This is a genomic window from Hyalangium versicolor, from assembly GCF_020103695.1.
Taxonomy (GTDB): Bacteria; Myxococcota; Myxococcia; order Myxococcales; family Myxococcaceae; genus Hyalangium; species Hyalangium versicolor.
Genome location: NZ_JAHXBF010000004.1, coordinates 466,655 through 490,928, shown reverse-complemented (window position 1 = coordinate 490,928; position 24,274 = coordinate 466,655). Strand labels below are relative to the sequence as shown.

18 protein-coding genes are annotated in these 24,274 nt (G+C 67.4%); 11 read left to right on the top strand and 7 right to left on the bottom strand.

Features of this window, described 5'->3' with window-relative positions:
- Nucleotides 1-3 precede the first annotated feature (3 nt).
- From KY501_RS11300 to KY501_RS11290, 3 genes are read left to right on the top strand one after another with little or no spacing between them, the layout of a single operon-like run.
- On the top strand, nt 4-777 hold the full coding sequence (locus KY501_RS11300; RefSeq protein WP_224362868.1) for a hypothetical protein: 774 nt from the start codon (nt 4-6) through the stop codon (nt 775-777).
- Nucleotides 774-2,444 carry a GH3 family acyl-acid amido synthetase gene (locus KY501_RS11295; RefSeq protein ID WP_224362867.1) on the top strand — a complete coding sequence of 557 codons (1,671 nt, stop codon included), beginning with the start codon at nt 774-776 and terminating at the stop codon, nt 2,442-2,444. The genes KY501_RS11300 and KY501_RS11295 overlap by 4 nt, the downstream gene beginning before the upstream one ends.
- Complete coding sequence (locus KY501_RS11290; RefSeq protein ID WP_224362866.1) at nt 2,441-3,622, top strand: Rieske 2Fe-2S domain-containing protein; 1,182 nt, start codon at nt 2,441-2,443, stop codon at nt 3,620-3,622. The genes KY501_RS11295 and KY501_RS11290 overlap by 4 nt, the downstream gene beginning before the upstream one ends.
- A gap of 11 nt (nt 3,623-3,633) precedes the next feature.
- On the opposite strand, the gene KY501_RS11285 is transcribed toward KY501_RS11290, so the two are convergent.
- The gene (locus KY501_RS11285) at nt 3,634-5,757 is read right to left on the bottom strand and encodes a serine/threonine protein kinase (RefSeq protein ID WP_224362865.1); all 2,124 of its coding nucleotides are present in this window, start codon (nt 5,755-5,757) and stop codon (nt 3,634-3,636) included.
- A 230-nt stretch (nt 5,758-5,987) separates the two neighbouring features.
- Here KY501_RS11285 and KY501_RS11280 point away from each other — a divergent pair, with 230 nt between their 5' ends.
- Genes KY501_RS11280 through KY501_RS11265 form a run of 4 tightly spaced genes read left to right on the top strand, consistent with a single transcriptional unit; the run spans nt 5,988 to nt 9,317 of the window.
- Nucleotides 5,988-7,622 carry a hypothetical protein gene (locus tag KY501_RS11280; protein WP_224362864.1) on the top strand — a complete coding sequence of 545 codons (1,635 nt, stop codon included), beginning with the start codon at nt 5,988-5,990 and terminating at the stop codon, nt 7,620-7,622.
- A complete protein-coding gene (locus KY501_RS11275) occupies nt 7,619-8,554 on the top strand; it encodes a DUF1521 domain-containing protein (RefSeq protein WP_224362863.1) in 936 nt (311 codons plus the stop codon). The genes KY501_RS11280 and KY501_RS11275 overlap by 4 nt, the downstream gene beginning before the upstream one ends.
- Complete coding sequence (locus KY501_RS11270) at nt 8,554-8,778, top strand: hypothetical protein (protein WP_224362862.1); 225 nt, start codon at nt 8,554-8,556, stop codon at nt 8,776-8,778. Before KY501_RS11275 ends, KY501_RS11270 begins: the two co-directional genes overlap by 1 nt.
- Before the next feature lie 20 nt (nt 8,779-8,798).
- Nucleotides 8,799-9,317 carry a BTAD domain-containing putative transcriptional regulator gene (locus tag KY501_RS11265; protein ID WP_224362861.1) on the top strand — a complete coding sequence of 173 codons (519 nt, stop codon included), beginning with the start codon at nt 8,799-8,801 and terminating at the stop codon, nt 9,315-9,317.
- A gap of 69 nt (nt 9,318-9,386) precedes the next feature.
- Here KY501_RS11265 and KY501_RS11260 read toward each other — a convergent pair whose 3' ends face one another.
- The 3 genes from KY501_RS11260 to KY501_RS11250 all read right to left on the bottom strand — a co-directional run bounded on the left by KY501_RS11260 (nt 9,387) and on the right by KY501_RS11250 (nt 14,143).
- Nucleotides 9,387-9,773: a hypothetical protein gene (locus KY501_RS11260; RefSeq protein ID WP_224362860.1), complete on the bottom strand. Its 387-nt coding sequence runs from the start codon at nt 9,771-9,773 to the stop codon at nt 9,387-9,389.
- Between the two features lie 39 nt (nt 9,774-9,812).
- The gene (locus KY501_RS11255; RefSeq protein ID WP_224362859.1) at nt 9,813-13,688 is read right to left on the bottom strand and encodes a DEAD/DEAH box helicase; all 3,876 of its coding nucleotides are present in this window, start codon (nt 13,686-13,688) and stop codon (nt 9,813-9,815) included.
- Between the two features lie 248 nt (nt 13,689-13,936).
- Nucleotides 13,937-14,143 (bottom strand): hypothetical protein, encoded by a 207-nt coding sequence (locus tag KY501_RS11250; RefSeq protein ID WP_224362858.1) that lies wholly within the window; start codon nt 14,141-14,143, stop codon nt 13,937-13,939.
- Between the two features lie 60 nt (nt 14,144-14,203).
- On the opposite strand from KY501_RS11250, the gene KY501_RS11245 reads away from it, so the two are divergent.
- Genes KY501_RS11245 through KY501_RS11235 form a run of 3 tightly spaced genes read left to right on the top strand, consistent with a single transcriptional unit; the run spans nt 14,204 to nt 18,753 of the window.
- Nucleotides 14,204-16,918: a DUF3427 domain-containing protein gene (locus KY501_RS11245; RefSeq protein WP_224362857.1), complete on the top strand. Its 2,715-nt coding sequence runs from the start codon at nt 14,204-14,206 to the stop codon at nt 16,916-16,918.
- A 27-nt stretch (nt 16,919-16,945) separates the two neighbouring features.
- A complete protein-coding gene (sitI6, locus tag KY501_RS11240; protein WP_224362856.1) occupies nt 16,946-17,290 on the top strand; it encodes a SitI6 family double-CXXCG motif immunity protein in 345 nt (114 codons plus the stop codon).
- Nucleotides 17,291-17,301: 11 nt separating this feature from the next.
- Nucleotides 17,302-18,753, top strand: coding sequence for an MATE family efflux transporter (locus KY501_RS11235; protein ID WP_224362855.1), 1,452 nt, complete (start codon nt 17,302-17,304; stop codon nt 18,751-18,753).
- 26 nt (nt 18,754-18,779) lie between these two features.
- Here the strand turns inward: KY501_RS11235 and KY501_RS11230 are convergent, their stop codons facing one another.
- Nucleotides 18,780-19,886 (bottom strand): GNAT family N-acetyltransferase, encoded by a 1,107-nt coding sequence (locus tag KY501_RS11230; RefSeq protein ID WP_224362854.1) that lies wholly within the window; start codon nt 19,884-19,886, stop codon nt 18,780-18,782.
- Between the two features lie 103 nt (nt 19,887-19,989).
- Here KY501_RS11230 and KY501_RS11225 point away from each other — a divergent pair, with 103 nt between their 5' ends.
- A complete protein-coding gene (locus tag KY501_RS11225; RefSeq protein WP_224362853.1) occupies nt 19,990-21,180 on the top strand; it encodes a cytochrome P450 in 1,191 nt (396 codons plus the stop codon).
- A gap of 43 nt (nt 21,181-21,223) precedes the next feature.
- Here the strand turns inward: KY501_RS11225 and KY501_RS11220 are convergent, their stop codons facing one another.
- On the bottom strand, nt 21,224-22,903 hold the full coding sequence (locus KY501_RS11220; RefSeq protein ID WP_224362852.1) for an AgmX/PglI C-terminal domain-containing protein: 1,680 nt from the start codon (nt 22,901-22,903) through the stop codon (nt 21,224-21,226).
- Nucleotides 22,904-23,100: 197 nt separating this feature from the next.
- Nucleotides 23,101-24,198: an alpha/beta hydrolase gene (locus KY501_RS11215; protein WP_224362851.1), complete on the bottom strand. Its 1,098-nt coding sequence runs from the start codon at nt 24,196-24,198 to the stop codon at nt 23,101-23,103.
- Between the last annotated feature and the right edge of the window lie 76 nt (nt 24,199-24,274).

Below are 24,274 nucleotides of genomic sequence, written 5' to 3'. Positions count from 1 at the left end.
GGCATGTTGTCGGCCCTGAAGGGGGCCATCGTGCGGCGCGAGGCGCTCTCCGAGCTCCAGCGTGCGCAGATGCTCGCCCTGATGCAGCTCTGCTACGCCGGAGTCTCCGCCGAGCGCTTCACGAAGGATCTCGAGGACAAGCAGTACGTGATCCTCTTGTGCCTGCGCCGCACGGGAGAGCTGGTGGGTTTCAGCACCCTGCGCGTCGCGGAGGACCGGATGGGCGGGCGGCCCGTGGAGCTGGTGTACTCGGGGGACACCGTCATCCATCCGGACCACTGGGGACAGAAGGAGCTGCAGATCCAGTTCGCCCGGTTCACCTCGTGGCGCAAGCTGCGCCGGCCGATGCGCCCGCTGCTGTGGGTGCTGCTGAGCGGCGGGTACAAGACGTACCTGCTGTCCGTGAACAACTTCCCGCTCACCCTGCCGCGCCACGATTGGGTCGCGCCCCCCGAGCGCGTCACGTTCCTGCGGGAGCTGGCCTCGCGGTGGTTCGGCCGGCAGTTCGACGCGGAGCGGGGCGTGCTGCGCTTCGAGGGACAGAACTACCGCGTGCGGGATGGCGTGGCGCCCATCGATCGCGCGGCGGCGCTGCACCCGCACATCGCGTTCTTCGCGGCGTGCAATCCGGGGCACGTGGAGGGCGAGGAATTGGTGTGCCTCACGGAGATCCGGCTGAGGGATCTGGCTCGGTCGGTGGGGCTCATCCTCGTCAAGCAGGTGATGGGAGTGACGCGGCGCGGGTTGAGGCTCATCGGAGTGCGTGCGCGGGCATGAGCGGCGTCGTTCCATCCGCGCTGCTGCTCGGGGGGCTTCGAGCGGCCATGGCTCCGTCGGCGGTGCGCTTCCACCATGCGCTGGGCCGGCCGGAGCAGGCTCAGGAGGAGTGTCTCCGGCGGGTATTGCGAGCCGTGGCGGGCAGCCAGCAGGCCGCGCGCATCCCGGGCTTCGAGCGGATCTCCCGGCCGAGCGAGTTCCAGGACGCCGTGCCCGTGTCCACGCCGGACTCGGTGGCCATAGAGGTGGAGCGCATCGCCGCGGGGGAGTCGAAGGTGCTGACGAGCGCTCCGGTGGTGCGGTTCGAGCCATCGGGCGGGTCATCGGGCGCGTCGAAGCTCGTGCCCGTCACGCGGGCCTTGCTGGATGAGTTCCACCACGCGTTGGCACCCATGCTCTTCGATTTGCTGCACCGGCGTCCGGCGCTGCGAGAGGGTCCGAGCTACTGGTCCATCTCGCCCGTTGGCCGGAAGCAGGGGAGGACGCCGGGAGGCATCCCCGTGGGGAGCCTGGAGGACAGCGCGTACTTCCCGCGATTCCTCCAGCCGGTGCTCGCGCGGGTGTTCGCGGTGCCGGGGGATGTGGCGCGGCTGCCGGATGTGGAGAGCTGCCGATACGTGACGCTGTGGTTCCTCGTGGCGAGCGAGGACCTCGCGCTGATCAGCGTGTGGAACCCGAGCTTCCTCACGCTCCTCATGGATGCGCTGGAGGTGCATGGGGAGCGGCTCGCGGAGGACCTGGAGCGCGGGACGTGCCGCCCTCCGGTCCGGGATTCGGAGCAGGAGATTCGAGCCGTCCTCTCCCGGATGCGATTCACGCCTCGGCCCGAGCGGGCCCGGGTGCTCCGGCAGGCGCTGAAGGAAGGGCTGAGCGGCAGGGCGCTGTGGCCGAGGCTCGCGTTGCTCAGCATGTGGACCGATGCCCAGGCGGCCCATGCCGTGGGGCCTGCGAGGCGGCGGTTCGAGGGCGTGGAACTCCAAGGCAAGGGCCTGCTGGCTACGGAGGGAGTTGTCACTCTGCCCCTGTTCGATGCACCGGCTCCGGTGCTCGCCGTGCGCAGCCACTTCTACGAGTTCATCGATCCTGAGCGACCGGAGGCTCGTCCGCGGCTGGCGCACGAACTCGAGCAGGGGCGTGAGTACGTGCTCCTCCTGTCGACCTCGGGAGGACTGCTGCGCTACCGGCTGGGAGATCTCGTGCGAGTGGAAGGTGTCGTCAGCGCGACCCCTTGCCTGCGCTTCGTGGGCAGAGCCGATGCGGTGAGCGATCTGGTGGGAGAGAAGCTGGCAGCCCCGCGAGTCACCGCAGTGCTGGACGCCGTGCTCCCTACAGTGTTCGGAGGTACCCGGCCACGCTTCGCCATGCTCGCCCCCGAGTGGGACGCTCCGCCCGCCTATCGCCTCTTCCTGGAGACGGACGCGGCGGATGACCAGCTCACCAGGGCTGCGGAGGCCATCGAGCGCGCGCTGCGCGAAGGCTTCCACTATCGCTATGCACGGGAGTTGGGGCAGCTCGGCCCTGTGAAGGCGGTGCGAGTCACCGACGCCGCCCGGCGCTACGAGGCGCGCTGCATCGCCCTGGGCCAGCGTGCCGGAGACATCAAGCCTGCGGACCTGCACCGCCAGCCGGGCTGGACCGCGCACTTCGCTTCTGGAGGCCACCCATGAGGGACCCGCTGCACCTCGTGTCCCCGAGCCAGCCCGAGCTGGCCGTGGATCTGGATGCCGAGGCTGACTTCAGCCGCTGCGGAGCGCTGAAGGACTACTGGTACGTCGCGTGCCGCTCGCCCGAGCTCACGGGAAAAAAGCCGCTCGCGCGGACGATCCTCGGCATCCCCATCGTGCTCTTCCGCGATGAACAGGGCTGGCCTGCGGCGCTGCGAGACCGCTGTCTTCACCGCAACGCGCGGTTGTCGGCGGGGGACACCTTCGACGGGAAGCTCGGGTGTCCGTACCACGGCTGGGTGTACGACGCGGGGGGCAACGTGGTGGAGGTGCCTTCGCTCGGACCATCGCAGCGGGGAGAGGTGCTGGACGAGCGCGGCCATGCGCAGTCCGGCCTCACGGTGGAGCCGTGCAAGCTGGGGCGCGTGCAGCGCTTCGAGGCGCGGGAGCAGGACGGGCTCGTCTACGTCTTCATGGGTGGGGACGCGGCCCGAGCGCGTGCCGAGCCCTTCCGCGTGCCGTACTGGGGCCACCGCGACTGGACCGTCTACTTCATGGTGACGCGGTTCCCGAACGGGGTGACGAACCTCGTCGAGAACTTCATGGACGTGCCGCACACGGTGTTCGTGCACTCGGGGTGGTTCCGCAACCGGGTGCGCAAGCGCGTGCCCGCGACGGTGAAACGCTCGGGAGGCAGCGTGCTGGTCACGTACAAGCAGGACCGGGATGCCCTCAGCGGCTTGGGACGGCTCTTCAATCCGCGCGGCCTGCCGATGGTGCACACGGACCACTACTTCGTCCCGAACATCACCCGCGTCGATTACATGTGGGGGGAGTACGGCTTCGCCATCAACTCCCAGGTGACGCCGATCGGGCCGACGGACAGCCTGGTGTACACGGCGATCAGCTTCCGGCTCCCGTTCGAGGTTCCGGGGAGGCTGGTGGGCCGAGCGTTGGCGCCGGTGATCAAGTGGTACACGACCCAGGTCATCCGGCAGGACGTGGAGATCATGCGCGTGCAGCGAGAGGGGCTGCTCAATGGCCCAGGAGGCGGCGTCTTCAAGAGCACGGAGGCGGATCTGCTCCACGCGGACATCGAGGCCTATCGCCGCTGGCTGAGGGAGGGAGGCCAGGGGCCGGGGCCGAGCGATGAGGAGCGGGACATCGTCTTCTGGATCTGAAGTCCCACGGCTTACGGCTTCTCCTCCAGGCTGTACTTGAGCACGAGCGTCTTTCCCGGCTCGATGGTGAAGCTCTCGTGAAGGGACTTGCCCAACTCTGTGTTCTCCAGCCGCAGGTCGTGCGTTCCCTCATAGAGGGAGATGGGGCCGAGGGGAGTCACTCCCAGGAGCTTCCCGTCCACGTAGACGGTGGCGAAGGGCACGATGCGAAGCTCGAGCGTGCCCTGCTCCACCAATATCCGCTGCACGCCGTTGTCCCCCGGTTCGAGCACGATCGTCTGCCTCTTCCTCAAGCCCTTCACCGAGTCATAGACCTCCACATGCACGGGTCCGGGAGGGAGGCGGCTCACCGTCGCCGAGGCGAAGCCGGCGAACTGGCCGTTGATGCGAATCTGGGCTGGGGGAGAACTCTCGAGCACCACGGAGGCCAGCGGAAGCGGCTGGACAGACGGTGTCGGCACCGGCGGCGCCTCATGTGTCTCTGGCGCTGGAGGTGTCTCCGGCACCGGTGGAGGGGGCTTCGGCTGCTCGAACGCCTCGGGTGTTTCGGACGTCTCGGGCAAGTCCCTCCCAGTCGCGTCCATCGCGAGGGCGAGACGGGTGGCACTCCGGTCGGTCGGTGGGCTCCGCTTCTTCTTCTCACCTTCCTGCTTGAGAGGATCCGGTGTGCCTCCATCCGAGGGGACCGAGGCCTTCGCAATGACAGCTGACGGCTCCGGTGGAGCGGGTGGCTGGGAACTGGGTTCCAGCATGGGAGCGGGAGTGGGCTTCTCCTCACGGGGCGCGGGCTTCTGCGGAGTCACGGTCTCCAGAGGGACGGCTGGTTCGGGAGCGTGAGGAGCCGCCGCGTGGGCAGCGGGCTCCTCATTCGCAGGTGACGCATGGGACTGCCGGAGCACGAAGAAGGCACCCAGGGCGGCGACGATCGTCAGACAGCCCAGTGACACAGCGATGAGTCCCGCTCTTCCCTGATGAATCCCCGTGGGCTGTCGTGGAGCCGTGGTGATCAGCTCCATGTCCCGGCTCATCTCCAGGGCTGGCTCGGGCCGGAGCTCCGGTGACGCCGCGCCCCCGGTGCCGACCGCGCGCGCTGCCACGTTCGGGGAAGACGTGGGAGTCTTCACCCTGCGTGGGCCCGAAGCCGGAGGGGGGCTGGAGCGCACCGGCGGCGGAGGCGTTTTGTTGCTCGCCGGGCCCGTGCGCGCCGAGTCTTCCTTCTCGGGCTCCAAGACTCGTGTCACGAGGCTCGCGAGCTCATCGGTGCCCACGGGCTCTCCGGTGCTGTGGATGAAGCGCTCGAGATCCATCCGCAGGTGACGGCAGCTGGGGTAGCGGTCCTCCCGCTCCTTCGCGAGACACCGTTCGGTGATGCGCGCGAGCGCCTCGGGGATGTCGGGCCTCCGCTCCTGGAGCGGCTTCATCTGCTCGTAGAGGATGGCGTTCATGATTGCCACCTCGCCCGTGGCGTCGTAGGGCCGCTTGTGCGCCAGCAGTTCGTAGAGCACGACGCCCAGGGCATAGACATCCACCCGGCGATCCAGCGGTCTGCCGCGGATCTGCTCGGGCGGCATGTAGGGCAGCTTGCCCTTGATGATGCCGGCCTTGGTCCGATGGTTCTGCCCGATGACCTTGGCGACTCCAAAGTCCACGACCTTCACGGTGCCGGTGCGGGAGATGAGGATGTTGTCGGAGCTGACATCCCGGTGGACGAGCCCCAGCGGCTTGCCCGTGCGCGGATCGGCGAGGTCGTGCGCATAGGCCAATCCCTCGCAGGCATAGGAGATCATCTTCGCGCACAGCACGGGAGATAGCTCCACGCCCACGTTGCGAGCCTGGCGCGAGAGGACTCGGAGGTTGGGCCCGTCGATGTACTCCATCGCGATGCAGTAGGAGCCCTCGAACTCGCCGAAGTCGAAGATGTGGACGACGTTGGGGTGGCTGAGCTGGGCCACGAGCCGGGCCTCTTCCAGGAACATCTGGATGAACTGCTCGTCGTCCGCGAGATGGGGAAGGATGCGCTTGAGGACCAGTGTCTTGGAGAATCCGAGAGGCCCCTCGGTGCGCGCGAGGAACACCTCCGCCATGCCGCCCGAAGCCAGCTTCTTGATCAACTGATAGGATTTACTGAGCTGCAAACGGGACTCCGAGACAGGAGGAGCGCAGGCTGGTGAGGCATCGTACACAGCCGCTCATGTCGGATCCGGGTCTGCCCCCTGCCACCCGAGGCGTATGGACTCGAGGTGTGGCCGGGCGCGTTGTCTGGGATTGAGCCTCTGTACGACGCAAGAGGTACAGCCGGGCACGGGATCGCCCACGTATGGCTTTGCGCTCGCAACGGCGGCGGCTGGCCGAGGAACGAGAGCGCATGGTTTCCCTGCTCATGTCATGGAGGCGAGTACCGGGGTTGCAGCCCATGGCCCTGGCCGGTCTGGGAGTGCTGGCGACGGGGGTGGTGCTTGGCTGCATGGACATCGTGCTCACGCTGCATGCCATGGTCCGCCACCAGCAGGAGGGCGAGCGCCAAGCCCTGACGCTCGCGGAGCTGGAGGCTCGCACGCTCAATGGGTTCGCCATGACGAACCGGACGGTGGCTGCTGCCTATGTGGCGATGAACCACGCGCATGCCGCCAGCCCTGCCGCTCTTCACGCCAGCCAATCCGTGGAGTTGCTGGGTCAGATGATGGGTGCGGTTCACTCCTCCCAGTGTGCCGGCTTTGTCGCCACGCTCGACGCGGTGCGGTTGATCGGGGAGCGAGACACGGAGCGCACCGTGGGGATGCTCAACGCCGCGGAGTTCGCGCGGGCCGTGGAGGGCACTCCGTGCGGTACGTTGGATCGCTTGCTCGGGCCGGCGGAAGCCCCCCTTGGGCTCCCGGCGGGCGAGCAGCGCGAGGGCACGGAGGCGGGGTGCGCGAGCCGGGATGGCTGCTTCATGAAGTTCCGGACTGCGCGGGATTCAGACTCGGGCTCCAGTCGGACACACGTCTACAGCTACCTGGCGGGCAGCCAGCTCACAGGAGCGAGGGATGAGAAGTCCACGCTCTTCATGGCTCGAGTCGGGCACCTCCCGCCGGAGGATGCGCGTGATCCTCATGGCCTTTTCGAGCCCTCCTGGCAGGCCACACTTCCGGAGGGCTCCATTCTGGGCTCACGCATGCTCGAAGTCCTGGAGTGGAGACACGGGCGCTCCGAGGAGGATGGTTGGGAGGCTCGGTTCGAGGTGGTGCGGCGTGCCACGCAAGGGATGCCTGCGTACAAGGCCGTGATGCCGCGTGCTCTCGCGAGTGATTACGTGGGGGTCGGCTCGAGTATCGCGGTGGGCTGGCTCATGACGCGCGATACACCCGAGGAGGTGCTGGGCTTCTACCGGGAGGTGCTCGGCCGGACCGGACTGCCCGTGCTCTTCCACCGCTACCACGCGAACGCGGGCTATGTGGGCTACCGGGATCCGAAGACGCAGGAACTGCACCTTGTCTCGGTGCTCGCGCAGGGGACGGAGACCGTGGTGCTGGTCTCCCACGCTTCCGCGGACACGATCGCGGGAGCTCTGCCAGGCCCGTTGCCCCCGGAGTTGCCCGTGCTGGAGCGTCTCCAGCCGCGGGTGGTGATGCGCTTCCAGGAGGAGGGGCACGAGCGCCTCTCGGGACTGGCGGAGGCACCGCGCACCCAGGCCGAGGCGCTGGTGGACTTCTACCAGCAGGTGTTCCGTACGCATGGCTGGAGCCTCGAGCAGCCAGCCAGGCGGTTCGCGGGCACGATATCGCTCCGAGCGCGGCGCGGCCCCGTGGAGATCAGCACGCTGATCCAGCCGCAAGCACGAGGGGCCCGGCTGTACTTCACGCTGGATCGGCTGCGAGATCCGTTACGCCGTGAGTGGTACAGATCGCCTCTACAGCGGTCCGTACTCTGTGAACAAGCAGAGAGCCTGGAGCGACCTGACGCCCGGGCTCTGTGTGAGATCAGCAACTCACAGTTCGCAGTAGAAAGGACAGTCCCATGAAGCTGACCCAGAACTGGAACGCAAACAGGTATGGAACTCCTGGCACGGGTCACGGCGGTGCGCCCACGGGGCCGAACAGGTGCATGAACTCGTTCGAGGCGCAGATGGTCCAGGCCGTCATTCAGGCCACCATCAACGTGAACATCAACGTGCAGGGAGATGGCTTCCACCCGCCCAGGAACGTCGGCGACGTCTGTGGTTGCAACCCGCGTCCGTGCTTCCCCCAGTTCCCTTCGCGCCCGGATAGTTGCCACCCACAGGGGAGCTTGAAGGCCGACCCGAACGGCACGGTCACCACGCCCGGCGGCTACACGATCAAGCAAAACGCTGCACACGATTGGACGATCACCGGCCCGGACGGCAAGAACACGCGTGTCTGGGGTGACCCGCACGTGGAGGAGGGTGACGGCGGCAAGTGGGACTTCAAGCGCAACAGCACCTTCGTGCTCGGTGACGGTACGCGCATCAACGTCGGCACCAAGCCCGCTGGCAATGGCATGACGATGACCGACAACCTGGAGATCATCTCCGGCAACGACCGCGTGAAGATGACGGGCTTCGACCAGCCGAAGGGCCAGACGTCGCCGGTGACGCACGATGGCTTCGCTCACGCGAACAGCTTCGGCAACAACGACGTGTTCGTCATGGGTCGTGAGACGGACGACTGGTCCCTCGGAGGCCGGGAGATCGTCGGCAGCAACAACGGTGGTGAGACGTTCAATGTGGGCAATGCGCTGCCCGCGGGAGCGCAGACTCCGCGGCCGAGCTGGCCGCACGGCGGAGCTGGCCACGTGGGGGGCCGCAGAAGGGCGGAGCCGGAGGCGCGCTGCCTGGCATCCTGCCCGGTGAGCCTGCCCCGGGGGCGCAGCCCAACCAGGGGGCTCGGGGCAACCAGTTCGAGAATCAGCTGCAGACGCTCCTCCAGAGCCTGATGCAGCAGTTCCAGAACATGCTGCCGTTCGGCAACCTGCTGTCGCAGCGGAACTTCGGCAACGATTCGTTCAGTGCGCCGGGTATGCAGGGGAACTGGATGGACCGCCGCCAGCAGCACCTGAGCAATGGCTTCAACGACATCGGGATGATGATGAACTCGTTCTTCCAGATGAACTCGATGAACCGTGACGTCCAGGCGAACCGCTTCGGTTTCTACGCCTGATGGGAATGACGGAACCTCTCATGACCGAGACCTCGCAACCGCCGAAGGCCGCCACGCCTCCGAGCGAGACCGAGCTGGCCCAGCGGCTGATCAGCGGAGACATCACTCCGGCGCAGTTCCTGGGCCTGTCCGAGGAGCGGCTGTACGAGATCGCCGCGGTGGGCCACCGGATGCTGGTGGATGGGCGCACGCAGCAGGCGCTGACCCTCTTCAAGGGGTTGGTGGCGTCGTCGCCATACGACAGCGTCTTCCACTGCCACCTGGCCGCCGCGTACGTCGCGTCCCAACGCTACGCCGAGGGGATGCAAGAGTACACGCAGGCGCTCCAGCTCAACATCGGGAACGTGGATGCGCTGGCGGGACGCAGTGAGCTGTACCTGCGCGAGGGCAAGGTCGCCGAGGCCCTGGTCGACATCCAGGCGGCGCTGAAGCTGGACCCCGAGGCCCGGCGGGAGACGACCCAGCGGGCGCGCACCAATCTGCTGGTGCTCAAGCGGATGGCCGACGAAGTGGGGTCCTCCGAGCCACGCAAGCCCTGAGCCGCAGGGCCTGTCGAGTGTCCCCGCCAGAGGCCGGCTGCGCTCTGGCGGAGGACGCTCGCGTCCAGCTCAATCCAGGTAGCCCCAGCGGTCTTCCTCGAAGACGTAGTAGGGGCGCCCGAAGGGAATCCGGTCCGTCCAGCCCAGCACGTGTCGTGGTGGCTCGGGCGTCACATCGTAGACGAAGCCGAAGTGGGGCCCGTCATACAGGGCCTTGGGGAGCGCAGGGAGGAACTCCGGGACGAGCTCCTCCAGCGTCGTGGGGAGCCGGCCGTGTTTGCGCTCGAAGGCGCGGCACGCGGCGACGATCTGCTCGGCGTTCTTCTGGGCCCGCTCGCGTCCGGCCCGGGTGGAGCGGAGCAGGGTGGCCAGCAGCCAGACGCTCCCCGAGGCCACACCCATCGCGTGGTGTGCGGCGGTGAGGAGCCGCCGAAAGGGTCCTTCACTTTGAGGCATGCACGGCGCTCCTTCCGGACAGGAGCATATACCCTCGGATCAGTGCACGGTGCGGGTGTGCGGCTCATCTCCATCGTCCAGCCGCGCGCGAGGAGTGTCTCCACCTGCCAGCAGGTCGAGCAGGTCCTTCGTCGTCAGCCGCGCTGCGATGTTCGTTCCTTCGAGCACGCCTGCCACGAGCGCGCGTTTGTCCGAGTGGAGCGAGAGGATCCGCTCCTCGATCGTGCCGCGAGCGATCAACCGGTACACGGTGACTGGACGCGTTTGTCCGATGCGGTGGGCCCGGTCCGTGGCCTGATCCTCGACGGCGGGGTTCCACCACGGATCCAAGTGGATGACGTAGTCGGCGGCGGTGAGGTTGATGCCCGTGCCACCGGCCTTGAGCGAGATGAGGAACAGCTCGCTCTCACCGTCCTGGAAGGCCTGGATGCGCTTGGCGCGCACGGCCGCGGGCGTCGAGCCATCGAGGTACTGGTAGGTGAAGCCGGCGCGATCCAGCTCCTCGCGAACGAGATCGAGGTGCGAGGTGAACTGGCTGAACAAGAGCGCCCGGTGGCCCTCGCTGCGCAGCTCCTCCAGGAGTTCGAGGAGACGCCGCATCTTGGAGGAGGCGACGGCGGACTGCCCATCGTAGAGCCGAGGGTGGGACGCGAGCAGTCGCAGCCGTGTGAGGGCCGCGAGGACCTGGAAGCGCTGTTGCTCGCTGCGCACGCTCTTGCCCTGGGTGCTGAGCTCCGCGACGGCCGCGAGCCGTGCATCCTCGTACAGGTTCCACTCCTCCTCGGAGAGCGCGACCGGGACCTGGATCTCCGTTCGAGGAGGCAGTTCGCGCGCGACCTCCTGCTTGGTACGGCGCAGGAGGAAGGGGCGGATGACTCGGGAGAGAGCGCCGTTCGCATCGGGATCCTTGCCGCGCTCGATGGGAGCGGCGAAGCGCTCGCGGAACTGGTCCCAGCTTCCGAGCAGGCCCGGGAAGATGATCGTGAAGATGCTCCACAGCTCGCTGAGGCGGTTCTCGAGAGGCGTTCCTGAGAGCGCGATGCGGAAGCCTGCGTTGAGGTGCCGGGCGGCACGTGCGCGCCGGGTGTTTGGATTCTTGAGCGCCTGCGCCTCGTCGATGACGAGAGTGGAGAACGAGATGGTAGCCAGGTTGGCCGCATCGCGCACGAGCAGGCCGTAGCTGACGATGAGCACATCGTTCTTCTTGAGCTTCGCGAGGCACTTCACCCGGTCGGTCTGCTCCGCGTAGAGCACGGGGCGGAGGCTCGGGGCGAACCGCTGGAGTTCCTGGACCCAGTTGAAGGCCACCGAGGTCGGCGCGAGCACGAGGGCGGGGCCAAGCTGCGAGCGATCCATGAGCACGGCGATGGCCTGGACCGTCTTGCCGAGCCCCATGTCATCCGCGAGGCAGGCGCCGGCGCCCCAGGCGGCGACACGGCTGAGCCAGGCGTGGCCCTCCACCTGGTAGTCGCGGAGCGTGGTTCCGAGCGCGGCGGGAGGCTTGGGTTTGAGCGAGAGCGATGAGGCGAGGCGCTCCGTCAGCAGCTGCCAGGCGGGTGCTGCTTCGATCTCGGCTCCGGCGTCGATGAGCGCGGAGATGGCGGGGACCGCTCCGGGAGAGAGCTCCACGCGGTTCTTCCCGATGAAGGTGTGATCGGCCACCGCGAGCAGGCGCTGCCGCAGCTTGTCGCTGAGCTCGACCCAGCGATTGTCATCGACGCGCACGAAGCGCTTCTGCCGCCGGGCGGCGTCCAGGAGGAGGGCGAGTTCGAGCCTTCCTGTCTCGACCTTGAGCTGGCCGTCGATGCCGAACCAGTCGCGCTTGCGCTCGATCTGGACGTTCAGGGACTCGGGGCCGACGGAGGAGGCGATGAAGGGCTTCTGGTCGAGCCACTCGACCTCGAGTCCGTTGGGAGGATTCCGAAGCGTGGCGACGAGCTCCAGCGCCGCATCGGTGTCGCCGATCCGGAAGCAGAACGTGGGGCCTTCCTCGGCAGAGGCGAGGGGGAGCGAGGCGATCGCCGCGCGTGCACGTTCCTCCTCGGTGAGCAGCTTGCGGCGCACGTAGCCACGCTCACCGTTGCGGGAGATGAGCACGTCGCGGGGGCCGACACCGGGAAGGAACAGGGGAGCCCCTGGGCCCGGGCGCACGAGCAGTTCGAGCTCGAGGGACACATCGGGGAGCAGACGCAGGCGAACGACGGGCGTCATGTCCGTCTGGAGTTCGCGGCCCTTGAGGGTGGGCGGGACGACGAGCGGGAGGCGGGCTTCAAGGCGAGACAGCCGTTCGAGCAATTGCTCGTGGCTCTCGGGAGGGAACTGGTCGCCATGCTTCTCGAGCACGGTCCAGATGCGGCGAGCCTCGTCGCTCACGTCGATGAGCAGGCAGCGGTTGCGATGCTCCTCGATGGTGAAGAGGGGCTCTCCCGGAGCGAACGAGCGCAGCAGCGGGGCGAGGAGCTTGGGGCTGAAGCGCTCGCCTTCGATGGAGGGCTCCAGGCGGATGTGATTGTCAGCGGCGAGCGCGGTGAAGCCCAGCGGCACGCGCTTCACGGGGATCGGCTCTTCGGGACGAAGACCGAGCACGGCCCGTGGATGTCCAGCGAGCGCGAGGAAGGCCCGTGAGGGGTATGAGCCTGCGGCGCGGGAGGCGGGAGCCCACGAGGCGAGCTGCTCGGCAATCTGGAGGTCCACCGCGGAGAGCAGTTCGCGGTGTTCCTCGAGCAGGCGGGTGGCGGACACGCGAGCACCAGGGCTCCAGGTGCCTCGGCGGTTCTGCTTCTTCACGAGGGGAGACACGGTGAGTGTTCCGAGTTCGTGCTCGATGCACCACCACACTTCGATGGAGGGACGGGGCTTCGCCACCTCCGCTTCGAACAGCTCGAGCTCCTTCAGCGCGCGGGCCCAACCTGGCTGGAGGAGTTCCTCCGCGATTCGTCGGGCCTCGGTGAGGCGATTGCTGTCATCGAGGAGATCGAGGGTGGTGTCGATCAGCGCGAGAGCATGAACACAGGCACGCTGGCGGGTGGCGCAATTGCACTCGACGCGGCCCTCGGATCCACCGGGGAAGGTGAGGCGGGCGAGGACGCCGACGGTGCCATAGTCGGGGCCTGCACGGACGACGCGGTCGCGCTCCTTCCACGTGAGCGAGCACGTGGCCGCATCGAAGCTCCAGGTGGCCAAGGCGCGTTGTTCGCGAGAGCGGGGAACGGTGTGAGGCCGGAATGTGCGGCGCACGTCGAGCAGGCGTGTCCACAGGGACGCGAGCGTGGTGTCCGGATGTGACTCCCGGCGCGCGGTCTCCTCGGAGAGGGCGTGCTGCACCGAGTGAGCTTCTTGTTGAAGGTAGGCCCAGGTTGCTTCGGCGAGAGCGGTCTCCAGACCTCTTCCGCGAGAGCCACCGTGGCGGAGGGCGCCTTCTCGCGAGCCGACATCCCGGAGGGCGAGTCCGTTCAGCGCGTACCGGAGCCCGGTGCGCTGAGCCTCATTGAGAGGCAGGTCGGGGATGAGCACTTCGGCGGAGACCGTAAGTGCGTGGCGGACGTGATGGTCTTCGGCCCAGTGCTCGAGTTCGCTTCGAGTCGAGAACGGGCCTTCGGAAGGACTGGGCGTGGCGCGGGGGGCAGGCGTTTCGGGAGGAGTTCCGCGCTGGGCGAGGAAGGAGAGGCTGAGCGCGACAGCGTGTTTGCAGAGCGCGTCGCGCACCGGGCAGGTGCATTGGGCGACGAGCACTTCCCTGGGAGCCGTGATTCGAACGCGGTACCGCTCCGTACCGACGACGACACCGTCGAGGGAGTCATTCTCGAAGGCGCAAGAGAGGACCCGCCCTTCACGCCAGTACGCCTCGCCGCGCGCGAAGGCAGTTCCCGCGATGGCGCGAAGGTTGTCGGCGGTGAGGAGCGCGGGCAGCGACATGGGGCGCAGACTCTACCCGCGTCGCGGGCTCCCGGCAGGCCGTTCTGCGCTCTGGGGCGCTGCCTGCTCGCCTGCTGAGGACTTCTCTCCGGATGAGCCAGGGGCCGAGATACACTGCGGCCATGTCCGTCAAGCTGGTCCCCGGGCTCTATGAGCAGCTCGTTACTGTTCCTCTGGCCCGGCAGCTCCAGGGGACTCCTCCTGAGCTTGTTCAGCGCGAGAGTCTCGAAGTGGAGGATGCTGACGTGCTACTCGCTCGGCACGTTCAGTCCCAGGTACGCCATGCTCTCCGTGTAGTGACAGGAGGTGCCGAGGGAAGCGAGGCACTTGCCCGGCAAGTTGCGCTCGTGAATGGTCTCATCGCTCAGCTGGGCCGAGAGGCTGGCCTGGAGACTATCGAGCCGGTTGCTGAGGCCCACGAGGTGCTTCTCGCGCTTCTGGAGCGTCCCTCGCATCCGGGGCCTCCACGGCTCTTGGCACGCCCCGAAGTCCCTCTCAGCGCAAGTGCTCTCCTGGTGAACGGCCCGACGCAGCCGCGCATTGGTACCGAGCTGCGGCGTGAACTGGAATCCGCCGATGCAGTGGATCTGCTCTGCGCTTTCGTGAAGTGGCAGGGCTTTCGCGTGCTGGAGGCGGAATTGCGCGTCCTCCGTGAGAGAGGTTGCCGCCTGCGCGTGCTGACCACCACGTATATGGGCGCCACCGACAGGCGTGCCCTCGATGCGCTCGCGGCCTTGGGGGCAGAGATTCGTGTCTCCTACGAGACTCGCACTACGCGGCTCCACGCCAAAGCTTGGCTCTTCCATCGGAAAACCGGCTTCTCCACCGCGTACATCGGCTCGTCCAATCTGTCGCGCTCGGCGCTGTTGGATGGGCTGGAGTGGAACGTCCGCGTTGCTGCGGCCGAGCAGCCCCATATCGTGGACACCTTCCGCGCTACCTTCGAGGCCTATTGGGAGGACACTGCTTTCGAGCTGTATGATCCGGCTCGCGACGCCGCGCGCTTCGACAGCGCCATTGCCATCGAGCGGGGAGCAGGAACCGAGCCTTCCTTTGTTGGCCTCGAGGTGCGGCCTTTCGAGCACCAGCGTGTGATGCTGGAGCGGCTCGAGGCTGAGCGCACGATTCACGGTCGGTGGAAGAATCTGGTCGTGGCCGCGACGGGCACGGGCAAGACGGTGCTCGCGGCACTGGACTACGCGCGGCTGCGCAAGCGGGGACGCGTGGACTCGATGCTCTTCGTGGCGCACCGAGATACCATCCTCCGCCAGAGTCTCCACACCTTCCGGAGCGTACTGCGCGAGGGTTCGTTCGGTGAGCTCTATGTCAGCGGTGAACGGCCAGAGGACTGGCGTCACGTGTTCGCTTCGGTGCAATCCCTGGCACAGGTGGACCTGTCGCGGCTCTCTCCTGAGCATTTCGACATGGTGGTGGTGGACGAGTTCCACCATGCCATGGCGGATACCTATGTCCGATTGCTGAAGCACCTGTCTCCTCGCGTGCTGGTGGGACTGACGGCGACGCCCGAGCGGATGGACGGGCAGGACGTGAAACAGTGGTTCGATGGCCGCATCGCTGTGGAACTGCGGCTGTGGGAGGCGCTCGATAGGGGCCTGCTGGTGCCTTTCCAGTATTTCGGTGTGCACGATGACGTGGACGTGTCGGGGGTCGCCTGGAAGCAGGGCGGATACGAGCTCGGAGCGCTGAGCCGTGTCTATACGGGTAACGACGCACGGGCTCAGAAGGTCATTGAGGAGGTTCGACGGCGGGTAGGGGATGTGGGACGGATGCGCGCACTGGGCTTCTGCGTGAGCATCGAGCACGCGGAGTACATGGCTCGCAGGTTCCGCGAGCACGGCATCTCCGCAGTGGCGGTATCTTCGCGGACGGCGCTGGAGGAGAGAGCCGCAGCGCTTCGTGCATTGAAGGACCGGCGCGTAAACGCGCTCTTCGCCGTGGACCTGTTCAATGAGGGCCTGGATGTGCCCGAGGTGGACACAGTGCTCTTCTTGCGACCCACGGAGAGCGCGACGGTGTTTCTCCAGCAACTCGGTCGTGGGCTTCGTCACAGCGACGACAAGGCTTGCCTGAGCGTGCTGGATTTCATCGGACGGCAGAACGCACGCTTTCGCTTTGACATTCGGCTTCGTGCTCTGACGGGGACCTCGCGGAGGGAACTGGAGCGGCAGGTGGAGCAGGGCTTCCCGTACCTGCCTGCGGGCTGTCACCTCTCTCTGGATCGGGTGGCGACGGGGCTGGTGCTGGAGAACGTGCGCCGAGCGCTGAACATTGGCTGGCGTGGGCTGGTGGCGGAATTGCGCAGCTTGGGAGATGTGGGGCTCGCCCGTTTCTTGGAGGAGACGGGTATCGAGCCAGAGGCGCTGTACAGGGGCAGCAAGCGAGGGTGGGCAGAACTCCGGCGTGAGGCGGGCCTCGCGGTGGAGCCAGCTGGACCGGAAGACGCGAAGCTGGCGGGAGCAATCGGTCGGATGCTGCACCTGGATGACCCGGAGAGGTTGGCGACCTACCGCGCGTTACTCGATCGGCCTATGCCTCCGCGTACGGAGGGAGTGTCCCGCCGCGAGTTGAGACTGCGCTGGATGCTGCACTTCTCGCTCTGGGGCTCAAACGAGCCGCTGGAACGCTTGGACGAGGGGTTCGAGAGGTTATGGGCTGAGCCGGCGCGTCGGCAGGAGTTGCTTGAAGTCCTGGCGTTGCTGGCCGATCGCCTGGAGCGGGTGACACCCGCACTGGACTTGTTGGAACAGGTGCCGCTGAGGGTGCATGCGCGGTACAGCAGAGATGAGGCACTTGCGGCCTTCGGCGTGGAGAAGCCGAACTCGGTGCGCCAGGGCGTGAAGTGGGTGGAGTCGGAGCGGGCGGACTTGCTATTCGTGACGCTGCAGAAGACGGAGCGGCACTACTCGCCGACGACGCGCTACCGGGACTACGCCATCTCGTCACTCCTGTTCCACTGGGAGTCGCAGAACCTGACGAGTGAGAATTCGGAGACGGGGCAGCGGTACGTCACGCATGTAGCGCGAGGCTCCTCTGTGCACCTCTTCATTCGAGAGGCGAAGGAGGGCCTCCTGGGAGCATCTCCCTATGTCTACGCGGGTCCTGCAAACTATATGAAGCACGAGGGTTCACGGCCGATGGCGATTGTCTGGAAGCTGGAGTACGAACTTCCTGTGGAGTTGCTTGAGCGCGCAAAGCTCGTAGCTGGCTGAGATGGTTGATGTAGTTCCTCGAGCAGATTGGAGGCGGAGAGAGTCCAGGGACTCAGGGGGTGCCGCGCACAACTGCGCTTCCGGCAGAAGAGCCCACTGGAGTTGCTCGAACTGGAGTTGCTGCCTCAGAGCCAGGCGCATCCCGAGTGCCTGCCAGAGTACCGGCCCGAGCCCTGCACGAAGTGTGGCCGTAAGCTATGGGCGCGTTCGGAGGAACTCATCTTGAAGGCATCGTCCCTGCCCCAGGGGGTCGATGCCTTTCGCCTGGAAGACTTCTTGGCGGCCATCATCGCCTCGGAGCGCTTCGTGGAGACAGCACGACGCCTGGGCTCCGAGCAGGACATCGTCTTCCGCGAGGTGTCCGTGCGATAAGAGGCGCGGACATGTCGGAGACACCTCGCTCGGAAACAACTCCCCCTCCGGAGTCAGGTGGGCCTCCCCCTCCCGAATCCCAGAGCCTCTGGGCCTCCCTCAAGGAGGCCCTCCGCGGTTCTCACGCCGATTTCACCGAGGGCTCTCTCCGGCGCGCCATCTTCCTGCTCTCCGTCCCCATGGTGCTGGAGACCGTCCTCGAGTCCGTCTTCGCCGTGGTGGACGTCTTCCTCGTTGGCCGGCTCGGGCCCGATGCCGTCGCCACCGTCGGCCTCACCGAGGCCATGTTCACCATCATCTATGCCGTGGCCATCGGACTCAGCATCGGTGCCTCCGCCACCGTCTCCCGGCGGATCGGTGAGAAGGATGCCGATCAGGCCGCTCGCAGCGCCGTCCAGATCATCGGCCTCGGGGTGCTGCTCAGCGTGCCCCTGTGTCTCGCGGGCTTCCTGTTCGCCCGGCCGCTCCTGGCGCTCATGGGAGGCTCACCCTGGGTGCTCGAACATGGCGTGCGCTACACGAAGGTCATGTTGGGAAGCATGGGCAATGTCGTCCTCCTGTTCCTCATCAATGCCATCTTCCGAGGCGCGGGTGATGCCGCCATCGCCATGCGCGTGCTGTGGCTGGCCAATGCGCTCAACATCCTCCTGGCTCCCTGTTTCATCTTCGGCTGGGGGCCCTTCCCGGAAATGGGAGTGGTGGGTGCCGCCGTGGCCACCACGCTCGGTCGCAGCATGGGGGTGATGTATCAGCTCTACTGGCTCGCCCGAGGCACCGGACACTTCCGGATCCGCTTCGTCCACCTGCGGCTGGAGCCACGGACCATGCTGTCCCTGCTCTTCCTATCCGGCACCGGCATGTTCCAGGCCTTCGTGAGCACGTCGAGCTGGTTGATTCTGGCTCGCATCGTCTCCGCCTTCGGCAGCACGGCCGTCGCGGGCTACACCATCGCCCTGCGCATCATCATGTTCGCGTTGCTGCCCTCGTGGGGGCTCGGCAACGCGGCCGGCACGCTCGTGGGCCAGAGCCTCGGAGCCAGGAAGCCCGAACGCGGCGAGCAGGCCGTGTGGACCGCCGCTCGCTACGCCATGGTCTTCCTGGGCACCCTGGGGCTCCTCTTCATCCTCGCGGCCGGGCCCATCGTCGGCGCCTTCACGGACGACCCCGCCGCTGCGGCATATGGAGTGACGTGCCTGCGCATCGTCAGCAGCGGCTTCCTCTTCTATGCCTTCGGCATCGTGCTCGAGCAGGCCTTCAACGGCGCGGGAGACACCATCACCCCCACGCTCATCAACATCGGCTGCTTCTGGGTGTTGGAGCTTCCGCTGGCCTGGGTGCTCGCGAACCCGGTGCAGCTCGGCCCCCTGGGCGCGTTCCTCTCCATCACCGTCAGCTACTGTCTCCTCGCCGTGGTGAGCGCATGGCTCTTCCGCAGAGGCCGCTGGAAGCTTCGCGAACTGTAACTCGCCCCGCGCGACGAGGACCGTGCTCAGGGCAGGGCGATCTCGAACCCGGTGCGCCCTGGAGGGAACTCATCCCTCGGGCGGCTGGCCGGCGTCACGGCGTAGAGGTGGAAGTCCAACTTGCGCAGGAGGAAGCCCTTCAGCGCGGGTGCGAGAGGATCCCTCTCGCCCAGGTACAGCGTGAAGAAGTGGAAGCCCTGCCCGTGGTGATCCGCGTACACCTGCTCCAGCAATGCGCGGAAGATGGCCGGGTCCTCTCTCGCGATGCTCGTGTTGCACAGGTAGAAGTAGCGGAAATCCTCGCCGGGTGAGGGCAGCCTCGGCGCACCCACCACCGTGGCCAGCGCGTTGAAGCCCATCCGGATCCACCGCATGCCTCCCCGATACGCCAGCACCCGGTAGCGCTTTACCGCCGCCGCATCCCACACGGATGTGCATCCCACCAGCCGTCCGTCTCGATTGAAGGCCAGGTAGCAGCGCTCCACCGTCAGCCCCGGCCAGTGCGCCAAGCGATGCTCCAGCTCGCCCAGGTCATACCGGTAACCGAAAGGGCGCGTCCGGTGGTCCGCATCCAGCAGCGCGGCCATGGCAGGCACATCTCCAGCCGTGGCTCGGCGCACGGTGTATGTGCTCGAGCGCGGCCTGCGACGCAGCGCGAACTGGACGGACACGGCCGAGAAGCGGCGCAGCAGCGCATAGTGCGGCTGTGCCAGCCGTGATGCCTTTCGTCTCACCAACGCCTGGAGCGCTCCGGCGTTGGTGGCCATCACCGCGGTGAGGAATGCGCTCACGCCGTGGCGCTCGGCGGCCTCCTCCAGGATGGGTCCATAGAAGCGCGAAAGCCCCCGGCTGCGGCGCGCGGAGAAGCGGGCGCGGAGATCTCCCAAGTAGCCCACGCGGCACGGTTGGCCCTCCAACCACCCCTCGCGAACGTGGATGGCTCCCATGCCGTCCAGCTGCCTGCCCTCGTCGTGGACCCACACTTCATGCGTGCCTCGCTGCAGCGCGAGGAGGGCGAAGTAGTCCGGGGCTCGCTGTGTGGAAAGCACCAGCTCTCCCTGCATGGGCACCGCTCCGAACAGCTCCAGCAGGGCGGCGTTGTCCTCCGAGGTGGCACGGCGCATGGGGCTCATCGGCGCGCTCCAGCCTAACAGGGGCCTGCTCCCTCCACCTTTTGTCTGCATTTCGCGGCCAGTGCGTTAGCCTGCGATTCCCTCTCAAAAGAAGAAGGATGCCATGAGCCCACGGTTGAACCTGTTGGCTCCCGGGGTGCGCGCCAACCCGTACCCGCACTACGCCGAACTCCGGCGCTCATCGCCCGTGTGTCAGGTGGATCCGGGAGGGCTCTGGGCGGTGACGCGCTTCGATGATGTCACCGCCGTCCTGAAGAACCCCCAGCTCTTCTCCTCCGAGGGAATGCGCCGCGCCACTTGTCCCTCCTGGCTCGAGGATCCGCCGTTCGCCCACTCGATGGTCGTCCAGGATCCCCCCGTGCACGGGCGGCTCCGGGCGCTCGTGGGCCGAGCCTTCGGCCCCACCGCGCTGAGCCGGATGGAGCCCTGGGTGCGCAACCTCGCCGAGTCCTTCGCCGCGCAGCTGCCCGCGGGACAGCCCATTGATTTCATCGACGCCTTCTCCCGGCCGCTGCCCGCGGGAGTGATGGGCGAGCTGCTGGGATTGGATGTCTCGCTCCAGCCCCGCTTCGCGCGCTGGGCCGATGACCTGACGAGCACCTCCTCCGTCCAACCGGGAGACACCCGGCGCATGGAGCAGATCCGCACCACCGTCCGAGAGGCGCGAGGGTTCCTGTCCGAGGTGCTCGCGCAGCGCCGCCGCCGCCCGGGCAATGACATGGTGAGCGACTTGATCGCCACGCGCGTGGAGGGAGATGCGCTCACGGAGGCGGAGCTTCTGAGCTTCTTCTTCATGTTGCTCATCGCCGGACTGGAGACGACCACCCACCTGCTCAACCATTCCGTGCGGATGTTGATCGAGCATCCCCAGGTAGCGGAGCGCGTGCGCGCGGACCTCTCGCTGGTGCCGAAGCTGGTGGAGGAGGTGCTTCGCTTCGAGCCGCCCGTCCACGCCATCATGCGCGTTACCACAGCCGAGACGGAGCTGGGTGGAGCGCGGTTGCCCGCGGGGGCGTGGGTGCTGGTGCTCCTGGGTTCGGCCAACCGGGACGAGTCTCGCTTCCCCGATGCGGATCAGTTCCGGATTGATCGTCCCGGCCCGCAGAATCTGCCCTTCGGGCACGGCATCCACTTCTGTCTGGGGGCACCGCTGGCTCGGCTGGAGGCCCGCTTGGGCCTCGAGTCACTCCTGTCGCGCTTCAGCGCCATCGCCTCGCGTGGGCCCGTGACGTGGAACCTCTCGCTCTCGGTGCGCGGGCCGCGGGAGCTCCCCGTGGAGCTCCTCCCAGGGTGAGGGGAGACGCCGGCCTCTCGCATGGCACGAGAGGCCGGGAGCCTCAGAACACGAACGGGAAGCGGACCGGACCGCCCTGCTCGCGATGCTTCGGGAAGGTCCAGGCCTGGATCTTGTCCTCGAGGCAGAGGGCCAGCGGCGTGCCTCGGAGCCGGGTGGTCTCGGTCTCCACGTCCGTGACACGGCCGCTCGGCAGGATGGTCCAGCGCAGCACTACCTTTCGGCTTCCCTCCTCCGACGCGAGCTTCTGCCCGCTGACGCACGAGGCAACGTCCGCTTTGTTGGCGACCACCACCGAGAAGACATCCGACTCGGAGAGCGAGGCGGGAGGCTGCATCGGGGTAGGCTCGGGAGGGATCCACACCGTGCGCTGCACGGGCTTGGCCCGCTTCGCGGGATCGAAGAGCTCGCGTGCGAACTCCGCGTCCAGGGCGAGGTCTGGATCGATCTCGTCCTCCTTCTCGGTCGCACGAGCGGCCACGCGCTCCGGGGCCGAGGACTCCGGCTGTGCCGCCAGCTCTGGCTTCGTCGGCTTGCGCAAGGACGGATCCGGCAGTGCCGGGCGCACGACAGCGGCGGGGCGCTTCACCTCCACGGTGTCGGTCCCCGCTGGAGCCGACCGGGCGATCGGCGTCGGAGCAGGGGGAGGCATCTTCTGGGAGACGGCGGCACTGCCGAGACCCGAGCCCCCGCCGAGGGCGGGTACGAGCCCCGCGGTGGCCGGCTTGGAAGCCGCCGGGACCGCTGTGGCATCCGGCTTGGAGGCCACGGGGGCCGCCGTGGCGTCAGGCTTGGAAGCCACAGCGGCCGGAGGCAGGCCCGGATTCACGGGAGCGGGCGAAGCCGTGGAGGCACGGCCCTGCGTATCGCGCGCGTGGAGGGACACGCCCGAGCCGGCCGACAGCCCGAGCAGCCACACGGCGCAGCTCACGAGCATGCCGCCCACGAGGCCTCCACCCAGCGCGAGCCAGGCGCCTCCGCGCACACGCACTTCCACCTGGGTCGGCGGGCGCGCGGCGAGAATCTCATGGGCTCCGGCGAAGTCCTGGGCCCGAGGCGCATCCGGCACGGTGTCGGGCTCGGCCTCGAGCGCGGGAGCCGTCACGGGCTCATGCTCCAGCACGGGAGGCGGAAGCGAAGGGGCCAGGATCGGGAGCGGTGGCGGCGTGTCCTCGGTCGCCAGGATGCGCAGGGCCTCGGCGCCCCTCAGGGGGAAGTCCAGCGCACTGGCGCGGCGGTTGGGCACCAGATCCTCGGGCGTCGAGGGATCGATCGTCGCACGCGGCGCGAGCAGCTCCGCCAGTCCGCGCACCCGGCACACCGGCTGCCAGTCCTCGAAGCCCTTGCGCCAGCACAGCGAATCAGGCCCCAGCTCTCCGCGCTCCCAATAGGTCCGCAGCGCCGAGAACTCGAGCGGCCCCACGACTTTCTCGTCCAGACCGATGAACCAGGCCTGTCGCGCGGCCTCGTCGCGAGCCTCGCGCGGATCGAGCGCGCCCGGGTTGCTCAGCAGCAGCCGCTCGCTCAGCGCGCCCCAGCGCCCGGAAGTCGTGAGGGCTGGCGCGACGGTGAGGTTCTTGTCCGTGCGCAGCATGCTGACGATGGCATCGAGCTCTGCTTCCGACATGCCGTCCAGCACCGGAGTGCGTGCGCCGTCGGGGCCTCTCGAGGCCTCTTCTCGCAAGAGCGTCAGGCTGTGACTGCCGTCCTCCTTCGAGCCCATGAGTCACCCCTTTCTGATCCTCCCTATGGAGCGCTCGCTGCTCGGAAACGTCAACGGGGAGTGTCTGCGCGGAGGTGAACGCGCGCCGCACTCTTCGCGGATCCGCAGCGGAAAAATGCCGCGCGGCGACAGGATCTGCCGCGGGTCTCTCCCCCTGGCGTACCTCGGCGGATAGATGCCTCGGATGGAGGCAAGCCTCACATGGTGTTTTCGTGCGGCGGCACTGTTTCCAGGAAGGACACGAGCAACGAGAGAAACGCGTCGGGTGCTTCGAGGTGCGGCGAGTGGCCCACGCCCGCGAGCACCTCTTCGCGCACGGTGCCGCCGCGAGCGCGGTACTGGTCGAGCACCGCGCGTGTCTGGGCCACCATGGGTTGGGCGGGGAACACGGAGTCACCCGGCCAGCCGGGCACCAGGCCTAACTTGCCGAGCTGTCCGAAGTCGAAGAGCGAGCTGTCCGAGACGATCTGATCCGAATCCCCTCGGATCCAGAGCACCGGTGGGCGCGGCGAGACGTCCACCAGCGCGGTGAGGTTGCAGTAGCGGCCGGACAGGGCGTTGTTCATGCCTCGCGTGCCCGGCGCCACACCCGGCCAGTGCGTCGAGGGCTCCATGTTGCCGGGATAGGTGCCGTCGCCGATGGCCATCTTGAGCATCTCGCCGACGAGCACGTCCTCTCGCGTGCGAGGCACCCGGAAGGGCGGTTTGAAATAGAACTGGTTCATCACGTTGCGCGGGCAGAAGGGGCTCTCTTCGGAGGCGTCCTGGCTGGCGATGCGCTTGACGAACTCCGGGTTGGCTCCGCCGGCTCCGGACCCGGCGAAGTCCGGCCAGCACGGTGTTCCGTCCAGGCCCTTGGTTCCGCCGAAGCCATGGGGAGATACCGGCGCCATGAGGACCAAGGAGGCCACGAGCTCCGGGTGGTCGATGGTGAACTGCATCGCCACGCCTCCACCCGCGGACCAGCCGAGCAGGTGCACCTTCCGGCCTGAGGCGAGCACTTGCGTATGGCTCAGGAACTCGAACAGGTCATCGGAGAAGTCGCGCATGCCGCGCGTCGCGTCGATGGGCGCGCGATCCGAGTCGCCATAGCCTCGCAGGTCCGGAGCGAGGCACCGGTAGCGCGGAGGCATCGCGAGCATGAGCTCCTCATAGAAGCGGGCCGAGGAGACGTTGCCGTGGATGAGGATGATGGGCTCGCCATTGGGAGCACCGCTCGACAGCAGGTGCGTCCCGAGGCGGCGGGTGGTGAGCTTCGAGGACGAGATTCCCGGCAGGAGGTTCGCGCTGGTCATCGGATGGCTCCTGGCGAGGCATCTAATCTCCTTCAGGCGAGTCCCTGAAGGAGAAAGCCGCCACCCGGGAGCCTGC